The sequence below is a fragment of the Achromobacter agilis genome (assembly GCF_900496965.1).
Lineage (GTDB): Bacteria > Pseudomonadota > Gammaproteobacteria > Burkholderiales > Burkholderiaceae_B > Achromobacter > Achromobacter agilis.
Window position 1 is genome coordinate 259,624 of record NZ_UFQB01000003.1, and the last position, 13,116, is coordinate 272,739.

Here is a 13,116-nt window from a genome sequence, read left to right on the forward strand (position 1 = left end):
GGCCCAGGGCCGCGTCAGCGGCGGCCCGTGCTTTCCGCGTAATCCATGTACAGCTTGTGCGCGCGGCGCGCTAGCGGGCCGTACTCCAGGGCGCGGTCTTCGACGCGGTTCACGTGTACCACCTTGCCATAGTTGCCGGACGAGAAGACTTCATCGGCGGTTTCGACGTCGGCGCGGGTGAGGCTGCGCTCTTGCACGTCGACGCCGTCGGCCTTCAGCAGGGCCAGCACGCGGCGGCGGGTGATGCCGTTCAGGAAGGTGCCGTTGTCCACGGGCGTGGAGACCACCCCGTTCTTGGCGATCCAGAGGTTGCTGGTGGCGAATTCGGCGATGTTGCCCGCGCCGTCCAGCATGATGGCGTTGTCGAAACCCTTTTCCGCAGCTTCGCGGATGGCGCGCTGGCCGTTGGGGTAGAGGCAGGAAGCCTTGGCGTCTGTCGGCGCCATGTTGGGCCAGGATCGGGCGAAGCTGGAGAAGCAGGCGGAAAAGCCCTGGTCGCCGGGCATCGGGACCTTGAACACGTGCAGCACGAACTGCGTCTTGTCGGCGTCGGGCAGCAGGAAGCCGTCGGCGCAGTAGAACATGGGCTTGATATAGAGCTCGGTGCCCGGCGGGAACTTGGCGACGGCCTGCAGGCACAGCGACTGGATTTCTTCCCAGCCGAGCTGCGGCTTCATCAGCATTTTCTCGGCGGAGCGCACGACGCGCTGACAGTGCAGGTCCAGGTCGGGTGTCAGGCCGCGGAAGGCGCGGGCGCCGTCGAAGACCATGCTGGCCATCCAGAAGGCGTGGTCGGCGGGGCCGAGCAGTTTGGGGTTTTCAGTGGTCCAGCGGCCGTCGTGCCAGTACAGGGCATCCATGGTTGTCTTCCTTCGCTTGTATGAGGTGGCGCGTCAGCCGCGCCGAAACGTCAGGATACATGAGCGCGGGGCTGGGGCGGCCCCGGCCGCCCGCCTCACTCCTTCGCCAGCGCCGCCTGCACGCGCGCGGCGGTCTCGGCGGGCATCCACTGCCGCCACACCGCGCCGTACTGCTTGAGGAAATAGCGGGCGGCGTCCTCGGGTTCCTTGCCCTCGTTTTCCAGCCAGCCGAGGGTTGCGTCGATGGCGTCTTCCGGCACGGTCAGCTTGGCGAAGAAGGCAGCCAGCTGCGGCGCGTCTCTGGCGAAGCCGGTGTTCAGGCCCGTCACTACGGGGTTGGGCTTGAACTCGGTGGCCACCGGCTGAGCGCATTTCGGGTCGGTCATGCAGGTGTAGGCCTGCTGGTCGAAGGGGGGCAGTTCCAGCTTGACCAGGTCCAACGCGCCCACCAGCGAGGTGGGCGTCCAGTAGTAGAAGACGATGTCGCGCTTGCGCTTGTAGGCGGAGACGATGGCGGCCTTCTGCGCGGCGCCCGAGCCGGGCGCGAAGAGGGCGTAGTCGCGGTCCAGGCCCAGGGCGCGCAGCAGGTTTTCGTTGAGCGTGCCGCAGGCCCACCCGGCGGGGCAGCCATAGATGCGGCCGCGCCCCGGGTCTTCGGGGTCGGCGAAGACTTCCTTGAAGCGCGCCAGATCGGACGCGGCCTTCAGGCCCGGGTGGCGTTCCGCGGTGTAGCGAGGCACGTACCAGCCTTCGCCCGCATCGTAGACGTGGCCCACGCCCACCACGCGGCCGCTGGACAGCGCCTTCTTCCATGCCCCCTCGATCTGCCCCGGCCAGACTTCCGGGGTGACGTCTACGTCGCCGCGCTGCAGCGCGGCCAGCATGGGCAGCGTTTCGCCGATTTCGACCGAGGTCTTGCAGCCGTAGCCATGTTCGAGCACATAGCGTTCAATGCCGGCCAGCACCAGGTTGGATTCCCAGTTCAGGCCGCTGAAGCGCACGGGACGGTCTACTTCGCAGACCGGAGGAGCGGAGGGAGGGGTTTGCGCCGCCGCGGCGGACGGCATGGCCGCGGCCAAGGCCAGGGCGCAAAAGGCGGAGGCGATGTGCAAGTTGCGCATGGTCAGGCACCTGTCGGATTGGGTCTTGCCATTGTACGGGGGGGGCTGTGCAGGCGGGCGCCGGGGCGGAATGCAAACGGGGCCGCTTGCTGCGGCCCCGTCTGGTCATCGGGTGGTGGATGCGCTAGACGCGGGCGGCGCGCCGCCGGCTTATGAAGGCGCCGATCTCGCCCACGATGCCGCGCCGGAACGCCAGCACGCAGATCACGAAGATCAGGCCGATGACGATCGTGACGGATTCACCCAGCCGCAGGAACCAGTCCACGCCGGTCACGTTGGCCAGCATCTGGCCGAAGTCGCCCACCTTGTTCTCGAGCAGCACCACGATGAAGGCGCCCAGGATGGGGCCGGTCAAGGTGCCCAGGCCGCCGATCAGCGTCATGAGGATCACGAGGCCGGACATTTGCCAGGTGGCGTCAGACAAGGTGGCCGATACGAAGACCAGCGTCTTGGTGGCGCCGGCCAGCCCGGCGATGGCGGCCGACAGCACGAAGGCAAGCAGCTTGAAGCGCTCGACATCGTAGCCCAGCGAGATGGCGCGCGGCTCATTCTCGCGCAGGGCTTGCAGCACTTGCCCGAAGGGCGAGTGCACCGTGCGCCAGATGATGAAAAAGCCCAGCGCGAACACGCCCATCACCACGTAGTACAGGTTCAGGTCCTTGGACAGGTCGACCAGGCCCAGCAAGGTGCCGCGCGGCACGCTTTGCAGGCCGTCTTCGCCGCCGGTGAAATGCGCCTGCAGGAAGAAGAAGAACACCATCTGCGCCAGCGCCAGCGTGATCATGGCGAAGTAGATGCCGCTGCGCCGGATGGCGAGCGCGCCCATGGCCAGGCCCAGCAGCGCCGCGACGGCCACGCCGAACAGCAGGCCGATCTCGGTGGGGAAGCCCCACACCTTCATCGCGTGCCCGGCCGCATAGGCCGCGCTGCCCAGGAAGGCCGCGTGGCCGAACGAGAGCAGCCCGGTGAAGCCCAGCAGCAGATTGAATGCGCAGGCGAAGAGGGCATAACACATGACCTTCATGGCGAAGATCGGATACACCCCGACGAAGGGAAGAATGGCCACCACGATGGCCAGCGCCGCATAGCCCAGGAATTGACGATTCATTTCTCTTTTCCGAACAGCCCGGCCGGGCGGATCAACAGAACAATGGCCATGATGATGAAGACGACCGTGCTGGAGGCTTCGGGCCAGAACACTTTGGTCAGGCCTTCGACGACGCCCAGGCCCAGCCCGGTGACGATGGCGCCCAGGATGGACCCCATGCCTCCGATCACGACGACCGCGAATACGACGATGATGAGGTTGGATCCCATCAACGGGGAAATCTGCAGGACGGGCGCGGCGAGCACGCCCGCAAAGCCCGCCAGCGCCACGCCGAACCCGTAGGTCAGCGTGATCATGCGAGGCACGTTCACTCCGAAGGCCTCGACCAGTTTCGGGTTTTCCGTGCCCGCGCGCAGCAGCGCGCCGAGCCGGGTGCGCTCAATGACGAACCAGGTGGCCAGGCACACCACGAGGGAGGCCGCCACGACCCAGCCGCGATAGTTCGGCAGGATCATGAAGCCCAGGTTGGTCGCGCCGCGCAGGGCGTCGGGCGTGGGATAGGGCTGGCCCGACACGCCGTAGAAGCTGCGGAACAGCCCCTCGATGAGCAGCGTCAGCCCGAACGTCAGCAGCAGGCCGTACAGGTGGTCGAGTTTGTACAGGTGCTTGAGCAGGAGTTTTTCGATGATGATGCCGAACAGCCCGACGACCAAGGGCGCCAGGATCAGCATGATCCAGTAGTTCAATCCCAGGTACGACAGCCCCATCCAGGCCACGAACGCGCCCAGCATGTAGAGGGCGCCGTGCGCGAAGTTGATGACGTTTAGCAGCCCGAAGATGACGGCCAGCCCGAGCGACAGCATGGCGTAGAAGGAGCCGTTGACCAGGCCTAGCAATAGCTGGCCGAACAAGGCCTGTATGGGGATGCCGAAAAAGTCAGTCATCTTGTGAAAATCCTGCGCTTACGGATGGGGGCGGGCGATTCGGGATGCTGCCCGGCGGGTGGCCGGACAGCATCAGGGACACATGGGCTGGATTACTTCTTGACCAGCTTGCAGGTGGACTCGGACAACTTGGTGTAGACCTCGTCGCCGGGCAGCGTCGCCACGACCTTGTAGTAGTCCCACGGAGCCTTGGACTCGGCGGGCGTCTTCACTTGCATCAGGTACATGTCATGGATCATGCGGCCGTCTTCGCGCACGTAGCCGCCCTGGGCGAAGAAGTCGTTGACCTTGTTCGACTTCATCCACTTCATCACGGCATCGCCGTCGTCCGTGCCGGTGGCCTTGATGGCGTTCAGATAGAAGGCCGTGGCGGAGTAGTCGCCCGCCTGCAGCATGGAGGGCTTGCGGCCGACCTTGGCCTCGAACTTCTTGGACCAGGCGCGCGAGGCGTCGGATTGATCCCAGTACCAGCCATCGGTCAGGTACATGCCCTGCGTGGCTTGCAGGCCCAGCGCGTGCACATCATTGATGAAGACCAGCAGGCCGGCCATCTTCATCGTCTTGGTCACGCCGAATTCATTGGCGGCCTTGATCGAGTTGATGGTGTCGCCGCCGGCGTTGGCCAGGCCCAGGATCTGTGCCTTGGAGGCTTGCGCCTGCAGCAGGAAGGACGAGAAGTCCGACGCGCCCAGCGGTGCCCGCACCTGGCCCTTCACTTCGCCGCCGGCGGCCTTGACCACGGCTATCGTGTCGCGCTCAAGCGCATGGCCAAAGGCGTAGTCGGCGGTCAGGAAGAACCAGCTCTTGCCGCCGTCCTTCACCACGGCGGAGCCGGTGCCGCGCGCCAGCGCCACGGTGTCGTAGGCGTAGTGAACGGTGTAGGGCGAGCATTGGGCGTTGGTCAGGTCCGATGCGCCCGCGCCGATGGCCATGAAGGGCTTCTTCTTCGCGGCGGCCACGCCGGCCATGGCCAGGCTGGTCGACGAGTTCGTGCCGGCGATGATGACGTCCACCTTCTGCTCGTCGAACCATTCGCGCACGCGCGCGGACGCCACGTCGGCCTTGTTCTGGTGGTCTGCGGAAACGATTTCGATCTTCTTGCCGTTGATCGAACCGCCGGCGTCTTCGATTGCCATGCGCACGGCTTCCAGACCGGCCTTGCCGTCGATGTCGGAATACACGCCCGACATGTCAGTGATGAAGCCGATGCGGATGACATCGTCGGAGATACCTTGCGCGTGGGCGGTCGCCCCAGCAAATCCCAGGCCCGCCATGGCCAGTGCAGCAGTGATGGTGTGCAGCTTCATGGGATGACTCCTCTTCCCTACGGTGTAGTGTTGCCGGGGTTCCGGCGGATGACAGGTTTATTACACGCCCAGCAGTTCGTTGAGCGTGTCCTGTTTTTCTGAAAGTTCTGCCGCTTCGAAGTGTTCGACGATCTGGCCGTGTTCCATGACGTAGAAACGGTCGGCCAGCGGCGCTGCGAAGCGGAAGTTCTGTTCCACCATGACGATGGTGTAGCCGCGCTGCTTGAGCGCCGTGATCATGCGCGCGAGCGCTTGCACGATGACGGGTGCGAGGCCTTCGGAAATTTCATCGAGCAGCAGCAGGTTGGCGCCGGTGCGCAGGATGCGCGCGACGGCCAGCATCTGCTGTTCGCCCCCCGACAGCCGGGTGCCGGGAGAATTCCGGCGTTCCTGGAGGTTGGGGAACATGTCGTAGATCTCGGCCAGCGACATGCCGCCGCCCAGCGAGCCGACAACGGGAGGCAGCAGCAGGTTTTCTTCGCAGGACAGGCTGGCGAAGATGCCGCGTTCTTCGGGGCAGTAGCCCACTCCCAGATGGGCGATCTTGTAGGTGGGCAGGTCGATGGCTTCGGTGCCGTGGATGCGTACCGAGCCCTTGCGCGATCCCGTCAGGCCGAGAATGGCCCGCAGCGTGGTGGTGCGGCCGGCGCCGTTGCGCCCGAGCAGCGTGACCACTTCGCCCTGCCCGACGCGCATATCCACGCCGTGCAGGATATGCGATTCCCCGTACCAGGCCTGCAGGCCCGAAATTTCCAGCGCGGGGGTGCTCATGCGTGTGCTCCTTGAAGTTCGCCCTCGGTGGTGCCCATGTAGGCCTGCATCACTGCCGGATGGCGGGAGACTTCGGCGTAGGTTCCTTCGGCCAGCACGGAACCGCGCGCCAGCACGGTGATGGTGTCGGCGATGGAGGACACGACATTCATGTTGTGTTCCACCATGAGGATGGTCCGTCCGACGCTGACCCGCTTGATCAACTGCGTGACGCGATCCACGTCTTCGTGGCCCATGCCCTGGGTGGGTTCGTCCAGCAGCATCAGCTCGGGCTCCATCGCCAGCGTGGTGGCGATCTCGAGCGCGCGCTTGCGGCCGTACGGCAGGTTGACGGTGGTTTCGTCGGCGAAGGCGCCAAGATCCACCTGCTCAAGCAGGGCGCGCGCCGGCTCGTTCAGCGCGGCGAGCTGCTTGTCGCTGCTCCAAAAGTGGAACGACAGCCCGGTCTTGCGCTGCAAGCCGATGCGCACGTTCTCCAGCACGGTGAGGTGGGGAAACACGGCCGAGATCTGGAACGACCGGATGATGCCGCGCCGCGCGATCTGCGCGGGCCGCTCGCCGGTGATGTCGATGCCGTTGAACTTGATGCTTCCCGAAGTGGGGGATAGAAACTTGGTAAGGAGGTTGAAGCATGTGGTCTTGCCCGCGCCGTTAGGCCCGATCAAGGCATGAATCTCGCCTCGCTTGATACGCAAATCGACCCCATTGACCGCGACGAAACCGCGGAATTCCTTCGTGAGGCCTTTTGTCTCCAGGATCGTGTCGTCCATGTTCGCTGCACCAGCGTTGTATTTATTGGTCTGCACCTGCCGTTATTGCGCCAGGCCCCGCGGGGTTCGGAAATCCAGCGAGGTATCGCAGTTTTCCGATGAGTTGCCGGCGAGTATGCGCACCTATTTATCAAAATTCCATGAGGGTTTGTCATAGGTTTTGCAGTGCGGAAAGGGCAATTGTCGGCGGGCCGACAATGCTCTCGCTGCGCGGGGAGAAAGCACTGCCAGAGTGGAAATGCATCGCAGCAAATAAGCGTTGATCGTCATCAACGCGTCACAACTTTTTGCACGAGGGAAAACCCGGTTTTCCCGTTGCTGATGCGATGCGCGCGCCATGGCACGCGGTGTTCAGGCGGGTGTTTTCTGCTTGAATTCGCAGAGATCGGAGATGCCGCACTGAGGGCATTTCGGCTTGCGGGCCACGCAGACATAACGGCCCAGCAGGATCAGCCAATGGTGCGCGTCCTGCATATATTCGCGGGGCACGAATTTTTCGAGCTTGCGTTCGACTTCCAGCACGTTCTTGCCGGGCGCGATGCCGGTGCGGTTGGACACGCGGAAGATGTGCGTGTCCACGGCCATCGTGGGTTGGCCGAACGCGGTGTTGAGCACTACGTTGGCGGTCTTGCGGCCCACGCCGGGCAAGGCTTCCAGCGCCTCGCGGGTTTGCGGCACTTCGCCGCCGTGCTGCTCCAGCAGAATCTTGCAGGTGGCGATGGTGTTCTTCGCCTTCGTGCGGAAGAGTCCGATGGTTTTGATGTAGTCCGCCAGGCCCGCTTCGCCCAGCGCCAGCAGGCCTTGCGGCGTGCCATGTTGCGGGAAGAACTTGCGCGTGGCGATGTTGACCGATTTATCGGTGGCCTGCGCCGACAGCAGCACCGCGATCAGCAGCTGGAACGGCGTGTCGTATTCGAGTTCGGTGGTGGGATGGGGATTGGCCGCTTGCAGGCGGGCGAAGATCTCTTGGCGTTTGGCGGCGTTCATGGCTGCTAGGCGTTGCGGCGGGCCCGGGCGCGAGCCAGCGCGGATTCGATGGCGGAGCGCTTGCGCTCCTCGTTGCCGGCGTCGGCGGCGGGCGTGCTGGGGGAGGCAGGCGCTTCGGGCGCCATCAGGCGCGCGTTGTCGGCCGCCAGGCGTTCCATTCGCGCCTGGTGGCTGCGGTGACGTTCGCGGCTGATGGCGGCGTCTTGCGCGCCCCAGGTGCGTCCCGCGGGCACCATCTCGATGCAGTCCACCGGACAGGGCGCCACGCACAGGTCGCAGCCGGTGCACCAGTCGTCCAGCACGGTGTGCATGTGCTTGTTGGCGCCGACGATGGCGTCCACCGGACAGGCCTGGATGCACAGCGTACAGCCGATGCAGTGCGATTCGTCGATGCGGGCGACCAGCAGCGGGCCGGGCTCGCCGCGGGCCGTGTCCAACGGCAGGACGGGCGTGCCGAGCAGGGTGGACAACGCGGCGATGCCTTCGTCGCCGCCGGGCGGACAGCGATTGATCGGAGCGGCGGCGTCGGCGATGGCGTCGGCGTAGGGCCGGCAGCCGTCGTATCCGCACTTGGTGCATTGCGTCTGGGGCAGCAAGGCATCGATGCGGTCGGCAAGGGAGCGACAGGACATGATAGGAAACAGAAAACCGTAGGAGGGGCGTGGCGCGTCGATGCAAGGCCCAAATGCCGATCGCGCGCAAGCGGTCAAGCGAAGACCGCTTGACCGCTTGCGCGCGCTTGACATCCGGGGGCTAGTTCAGGCGCGGCTCACGCGGCATCCATCCTACGCAGATTGCCGGATGAATTCGGCAATTTTAGGACAGATCATTTCCCGCCAGCGGCGGCCCGAGAAAATCCCGTAATGGCCGCAGTTGGGCGCCGTGTAATGCATCTTGCGCTCGGCCGGAATGTTCTTGCACAGCTTGATGGCGGCGCGCGTCTGGCCCTGGCCGGAGATGTCGTCCAGTTCGCCTTCAATGCTGAAGAGGGCGACCTTCTTGATGTCCGCGGGGCGCACCGGCTTGCCTTCGACTTCCCAGGTGCCGTTGGGCAGCTGGAATTCCTGGAACACCATGCGGATCGTGTCCAGGTAGAACTCGGCCGGCATGTCCAGCACGGCGTTGTATTCGTCGTAGAAGCGGCGATGCGCCTCGGCGTCGCTGTCGTCTCCGCGCAGCAGGTCCAGGTAGAAGTCGTAGTGCGACTTCATGTGGCGGTCCGGGTTCATGGCCATGAACCCGGCATGCTGCAGGAAACCCGGGTAGACCTTGCGGCCCGAGCCCGGATAGCGCGGCGGCACCGGGTGGATGACCTGGTTCTCGAACCAGGAGTAGGGCTTGGTCGTGGCCAGGCGGTTTACCTGCGTGGGCGACTGGCGCGGGTCGATGGGGCCGCCCATCATCACCATGCTGCGCGGCTGGCAGGGATCGTTGGCGGAGGCCATCAGGGAAACGGCGGCCAGCACCGGCACCGTGGGCTGGCAGACGGACATAACGTGCACGTCCGGGCCCAGATGGCGGATGAAGTCCTGCACGTAGCGCACGTAGTCGTTCAGGTGGAACGGTCCGGCGGACAGCGGCACCATGCGGGCGTCGATCCAGTCTGTGACGTAGACGTCATGGGCGGGCAGCAGGGCCCGCACCGTGTCGCGCAGCAAAGTGGCGTGATGGCCGGACAGGGGAGCGACCAGCAGGATCTTGGGATCGTCGCCGCGGGCATGGCGGACGTCGCGGTGAAAGTGCACCAGGCGGCAGAACGGCTTGTCCATCACCACGCCTTCGGTGACGCGGACGGCCTTGCCATCGATCTGGGTGGTGGGGAGGTTCCAGGCCGGCTTCTGGTATTCCTTGCCGATGCGTGTCATCAGCTCGTACCCAGCCGCCATCTGGCGGGAAATCGGGGTGTAAGCGAGAGGGCTGTAGGGGCTGGAAAACAGCTGGGAGCCGGCGTCCGTGAAAGCTGCGAACGGAGTCAGGAAGGCGCGCTGCATTTCGTGCAATTGATACAGCATGTGGGAAAAGTCCTTCTGGGTCGTGCGTGTGTCCCGATTATTGCCCCGGGGACTAACGATATTTCTAAACAGCCTGAAGAAACGTCGACAAAAAAAGCAAATATGTTGCTAAAAAACGACCCAATACCCGATTAGGCACCAGTTTAGGGCGCTTCTTATGCCTTGCCGTGATGCCAAATGGAGGATTTATGCACTACACCGGGCGGTGTCGGGTCACCAGTAGTTTTCGACCGCCAGATTGCCGGGGATGCCGCGGCGGCCCGGCTTGAATCCGCGCTCGCCCAGGAGCTTGCGGGCGTCCGCCAGCATGGCGGGGTTGCCGCAAAGCATGACCTTCGCGTGCTCGGGATCCAGGGATTGGCCGGCCAACTGTTCCAGGCGGCCGTCGGCGATCAGCGTGGTGAGGCGCTCCTGCGGCATGCCGGGCAGGGGCTCGCGCGTGGCGATGGGCAGGTAGATAAGCTTCTGCGGATCCGTCGCGAACAGCTCGGCGAGGCCGGGCTGCCGGCGCCAGGATTCGATCTCTTCGCGATAGGCCAGTTCCGCGGCGGTGCGCACGCCGTGCACCAGGATGATGCGGCGGTAGGCGCGCCAGGCGGCAGGATCACGCAGGATGGACAGGTAGGCCGACAGGCCGGTGCCGGACGCCAGCAGCCACAGGTCGCCGCCGGGAGCGAAGCGTTCCAGCGTCAGGAATCCGTAGGGGGCCTTCTCGACGTACAGCGAGTCCCCGGGCTGCAGCCGCGCCATGCGCGGGCTGAACAGTCCTTCGGGGACCACGATGGAATAGAACTCGAGCCACGGCTCGTGCGGCGCCGACACCATGGAGTAGGCGCGCCACAGCGTGGGGTCGCCGCCGGGGGCGTCGGCTTCAGGCAGGCCTACGCGGGCGAACTGGCCAGGCAGGAATGCGTACGCGTCGTCGCGCGTCACGCGCACGGAGAACAGCTTGTCCGGCACCCAGGTATGGACGTGGGTTACGGTCTGGCACGTGTATTTGGAGTCGTCGGTCATCGGGGCATCGCACGAAGCCGGCCGCCAGGCGGGGCCGGCCTTCGCCGATTATTTTTCCAGGTATTGCAGCTTGTCCTGCTTGCCGTTCCAGTCGTCGGCGTCGGGCAGGGGCTTCTTGGCGCGGCTGATGCTGGCGAACTCGGGGGAGAGTTCGGCGTTCAGGGCGATGAAGTTCATTTGGTCCTGCGGCACGTCTTCTTCGGCGTAGATCGCATTGGCCGGGCATTCCGGGATGCAGACGGCGCAGTCGATGCATTCGTCGGGATCGATCACGAGGAAGTTCGGGCCCTCACGAAAACAGTCCACCGGGCACACGTCTACGCAGTCGGTGTACTTGCACTTAATACAGTTTTCGGTGACAACGTGGGTCATTCAGGAACTCCGGGATCGGCGGCTTTGGTCTTGTTGCAGCGATTTTACCCAATGCCGCGCGGATGTGCCGGTAATACCCGTATTGACATCGTGGCCCTTCGCCCCTTGCGGCGCACGCTCTATGCTATGGTGTCGCGAAACGAAACGCGCAATCATGATAATTACCTCGCTGCTCGACACCGACCTGTATAAATTCAGCATGATGCAGGTGGTCCTGCATCAGTTTCCCGCTGCCCAGGTCGAGTACCGTTACAAATGCCGTACTGCCGGGGTGGACTTGCGCCCCTATCTGGACGAAATCCGCGAGGAAGTGCACCAGCTGTGCCAGCTTCGGTTCACCGACGACGAACTTAAATATCTCGGCGGCTTGCGTTTTATCAAGAGCGACTTCGTTGATTTCCTCGAGCTGTTCCACATGCCCGAGCGCTGCATTCATATCGGCGAGGGCGATGCGCCCGGCGAAATCAGCATTGAGGTCAAGGGGCCGTGGCTGCACACGATCCTGTTCGAGATCCCGGTGCTGGCCATCGTCAACGAGGTCTATTTCCGCAATACGCGCAAGAGCCCCGACTGGGAAGAGGGGCGCAAGCGCCTGCAGTCCAAGATGCACCTGGTGCTTGACGACCCTGCGCTGGCGGACTTCCGGGTGGCCGAATACGGCACGCGCCGCCGGTTCTCCAAGGTCTGGCACGAGGAAATCGTGTCCACCATGAAGGCACAGATGGGCCCGCATTTCGCCGGCACCAGCAACGTGTTGTTCGCCAAGCAGCACGAGGTCCTGCCGCTGGGAACGATGGGCCACGAATACCTGCAGGCCTGCCAGGCGCTGGGTCCGCGCCTGCGCGATTCGCAAGTATTCGCGCTGGAGGTCTGGGCCAAGGAATACCGCGGCGACCTGGGCATCGCGCTGTCCGACGTCTACGGCATGGATGCCTTCCTGCGCGATTTCGACATGTATTTCTGCAAGCTGTTCGACGGCGCGCGGCATGACTCCGGCGATCCGTTCATCTGGGGAGAGCGCCTGCTCGAGCACTATCGCCAGAACCGCGTGGATCCGCGCGCCAAAACGCTGGTGTTTTCAGATTCCCTGACCTTCCCGCGCGCCATCGAACTGGCCCGCCAGTTCTCCGGCCGCTGCAAGGTGTCCTTCGGCATCGGCACCAACCTGACCAACGACCTGGGCCACGAACCTCTGCAGATCGTCATGAAGATGGTCCGTTGCAACGGGCAGCCCGTCGCCAAGGTGTCGGACGCGCCGGAAAAGACCATGTGCGACGATCCGGCCTACCTGGCCTACCTGCGCCAGGTTTTCCAGCTGCCTCCCGCCTGAGGGCGGCTCGGGGTACAGTGCGGGTTCCTTGTCATTGTTTCACCCAACCCACTCGAATCTAGGGGAATATTCATGAGCAGCATCAAGCGCTTCCACGTCGACAAGCGCCTGTCGGACATGGCCGTGTTCAACGGCGTTGCATACCTGGCTGGTCAGGTGCCGGATGATGCCACGCTGGACATCACCGGCCAGACCGCGCAAGTGCTCGCGACGATCGACCGCCTGCTGGCCGAAGCCGGCACCGACAAGACCAAGATCCTGATGGCCCAGATCTACGTGGCCAACATGAAGGAATTCGACGGCATGAACAAGGCGTGGGACGCCTGGGTCGCCGCCGGCAACTCGCCTCCGCGCGCCACGGTCGAAGCCCGCCTGGCCAATCCCGACTACAAGGTCGAGATCGTCGTCACGGCCGCGATCTAAAACCCAGCCGAGCCTTCCGTGTGTCTGACACCAGCCGAGCCTTCCGTGTGTCTGACACCTTGTGTGTCTGACACCGGCTGACTTCGAGGACACCGGCTGACTTCGAGAGATATCTGCCATGCGGTTGGTGTCAGACACCCGCGAAACACCCGAGCAT

14 protein-coding genes are annotated in these 13,116 nt (G+C 64.3%); 2 read left to right on the forward strand and 12 right to left on the reverse strand.

Annotation, left to right across the window (positions count from 1 at the left end):
• Positions 1-14 precede the first annotated feature (14 nt).
• The 12 genes from AGI3411_RS05260 to fdxA form a co-directional block, all read right to left on the reverse strand.
• A complete protein-coding gene (locus AGI3411_RS05260; RefSeq protein WP_129526344.1) occupies positions 15-860 on the reverse strand; it encodes a branched-chain amino acid aminotransferase in 846 nt (281 codons plus the stop codon).
• Between the two features lie 95 nt (positions 861-955).
• Positions 956-1,981: an ABC transporter substrate-binding protein gene (locus tag AGI3411_RS05265; RefSeq protein WP_129526345.1), complete on the reverse strand. Its 1,026-nt coding sequence runs from the start codon at positions 1,979-1,981 to the stop codon at positions 956-958.
• Positions 1,982-2,105: 124 nt separating this feature from the next.
• Entirely contained in the window at positions 2,106-3,089 is a 984-nt protein-coding gene (locus tag AGI3411_RS05270; protein WP_129526346.1) for a branched-chain amino acid ABC transporter permease, read from the reverse strand.
• On the reverse strand, positions 3,086-3,973 hold the full coding sequence (locus AGI3411_RS05275; RefSeq protein ID WP_129526347.1) for a branched-chain amino acid ABC transporter permease: 888 nt from the start codon (positions 3,971-3,973) through the stop codon (positions 3,086-3,088). The genes AGI3411_RS05270 and AGI3411_RS05275 overlap by 4 nt, the downstream gene beginning before the upstream one ends.
• Before the next feature lie 92 nt (positions 3,974-4,065).
• Positions 4,066-5,280: an ABC transporter substrate-binding protein gene (locus AGI3411_RS05280; RefSeq protein WP_129526348.1), complete on the reverse strand. Its 1,215-nt coding sequence runs from the start codon at positions 5,278-5,280 to the stop codon at positions 4,066-4,068.
• Between the two features lie 60 nt (positions 5,281-5,340).
• A complete protein-coding gene (locus AGI3411_RS05285; protein ID WP_013392192.1) occupies positions 5,341-6,051 on the reverse strand; it encodes an ABC transporter ATP-binding protein in 711 nt (236 codons plus the stop codon).
• Positions 6,048-6,821, reverse strand: a complete 774-nt coding sequence (locus AGI3411_RS05290; protein WP_129526349.1) for an ABC transporter ATP-binding protein — start codon at positions 6,819-6,821, stop codon at positions 6,048-6,050. Before AGI3411_RS05290 ends, AGI3411_RS05285 begins: the two co-directional genes overlap by 4 nt.
• Before the next feature lie 351 nt (positions 6,822-7,172).
• A complete protein-coding gene (nth, locus tag AGI3411_RS05295; RefSeq protein ID WP_129526350.1) occupies positions 7,173-7,808 on the reverse strand; it encodes an endonuclease III in 636 nt (211 codons plus the stop codon).
• 5 nt (positions 7,809-7,813) lie between these two features.
• Complete coding sequence (gene rsxB, locus AGI3411_RS05300; protein WP_129526351.1) at positions 7,814-8,440, reverse strand: electron transport complex subunit RsxB; 627 nt, start codon at positions 8,438-8,440, stop codon at positions 7,814-7,816.
• A gap of 153 nt (positions 8,441-8,593) precedes the next feature.
• Positions 8,594-9,820 (reverse strand): polyhydroxyalkanoate depolymerase, encoded by a 1,227-nt coding sequence (locus AGI3411_RS05305; RefSeq protein ID WP_129526352.1) that lies wholly within the window; start codon positions 9,818-9,820, stop codon positions 8,594-8,596.
• A 213-nt stretch (positions 9,821-10,033) separates the two neighbouring features.
• Positions 10,034-10,834, reverse strand: coding sequence for a ferredoxin--NADP reductase (locus AGI3411_RS05310; protein ID WP_129526353.1), 801 nt, complete (start codon positions 10,832-10,834; stop codon positions 10,034-10,036).
• A gap of 48 nt (positions 10,835-10,882) precedes the next feature.
• On the reverse strand, positions 10,883-11,206 hold the full coding sequence (fdxA, locus tag AGI3411_RS05315) for a ferredoxin FdxA (RefSeq protein ID WP_043543338.1): 324 nt from the start codon (positions 11,204-11,206) through the stop codon (positions 10,883-10,885).
• A 154-nt stretch (positions 11,207-11,360) separates the two neighbouring features.
• Here fdxA and pncB point away from each other — a divergent pair, with 154 nt between their 5' ends.
• Positions 11,361-12,536 carry a nicotinate phosphoribosyltransferase gene (gene pncB / locus AGI3411_RS05320; RefSeq protein ID WP_165359068.1) on the forward strand — a complete coding sequence of 392 codons (1,176 nt, stop codon included), beginning with the start codon at positions 11,361-11,363 and terminating at the stop codon, positions 12,534-12,536.
• A gap of 72 nt (positions 12,537-12,608) precedes the next feature.
• Entirely contained in the window at positions 12,609-12,959 is a 351-nt protein-coding gene (locus tag AGI3411_RS05325; protein ID WP_129526355.1) for a RidA family protein, read from the forward strand.
• The last annotated feature ends 157 nt before the right edge of the window (positions 12,960-13,116 follow it).

Bases quoted from the DNA above. Each gene is read 5' to 3' on its own strand.
- AGI3411_RS05260 (WP_129526344.1), bottom strand. From the start codon at position 860: ATGGATGCCCTGTACTGGCACGACGGCCGCTGGACCACTGAAAACCCC.
- AGI3411_RS05265 (WP_129526345.1), bottom strand. From the start codon at position 1,981: ATGCGCAACTTGCACATCGCCTCCGCCTTTTGCGCCCTGGCCTTGGCC.
- AGI3411_RS05270 (WP_129526346.1), bottom strand. From the start codon at position 3,089: ATGAATCGTCAATTCCTGGGCTATGCGGCGCTGGCCATCGTGGTGGCC.
- AGI3411_RS05275 (WP_129526347.1), bottom strand. From the start codon at position 3,973: ATGACTGACTTTTTCGGCATCCCCATACAGGCCTTGTTCGGCCAGCTA.
- AGI3411_RS05280 (WP_129526348.1), bottom strand. From the start codon at position 5,280: ATGAAGCTGCACACCATCACTGCTGCACTGGCCATGGCGGGCCTGGGA.
- AGI3411_RS05285 (WP_013392192.1), bottom strand. From the start codon at position 6,051: ATGAGCACCCCCGCGCTGGAAATTTCGGGCCTGCAGGCCTGGTACGGG.
- AGI3411_RS05290 (WP_129526349.1), bottom strand. From the start codon at position 6,821: ATGGACGACACGATCCTGGAGACAAAAGGCCTCACGAAGGAATTCCGC.
- nth (WP_129526350.1), bottom strand. From the start codon at position 7,808: ATGAACGCCGCCAAACGCCAAGAGATCTTCGCCCGCCTGCAAGCGGCC.
- rsxB (WP_129526351.1), bottom strand. From the start codon at position 8,440: ATGTCCTGTCGCTCCCTTGCCGACCGCATCGATGCCTTGCTGCCCCAG.
- AGI3411_RS05305 (WP_129526352.1), bottom strand. From the start codon at position 9,820: ATGCTGTATCAATTGCACGAAATGCAGCGCGCCTTCCTGACTCCGTTC.
- AGI3411_RS05310 (WP_129526353.1), bottom strand. From the start codon at position 10,834: ATGACCGACGACTCCAAATACACGTGCCAGACCGTAACCCACGTCCAT.
- fdxA (WP_043543338.1), bottom strand. From the start codon at position 11,206: ATGACCCACGTTGTCACCGAAAACTGTATTAAGTGCAAGTACACCGAC.
- pncB (WP_165359068.1), top strand. From the start codon at position 11,361: ATGATAATTACCTCGCTGCTCGACACCGACCTGTATAAATTCAGCATG.
- AGI3411_RS05325 (WP_129526355.1), top strand. From the start codon at position 12,609: ATGAGCAGCATCAAGCGCTTCCACGTCGACAAGCGCCTGTCGGACATG.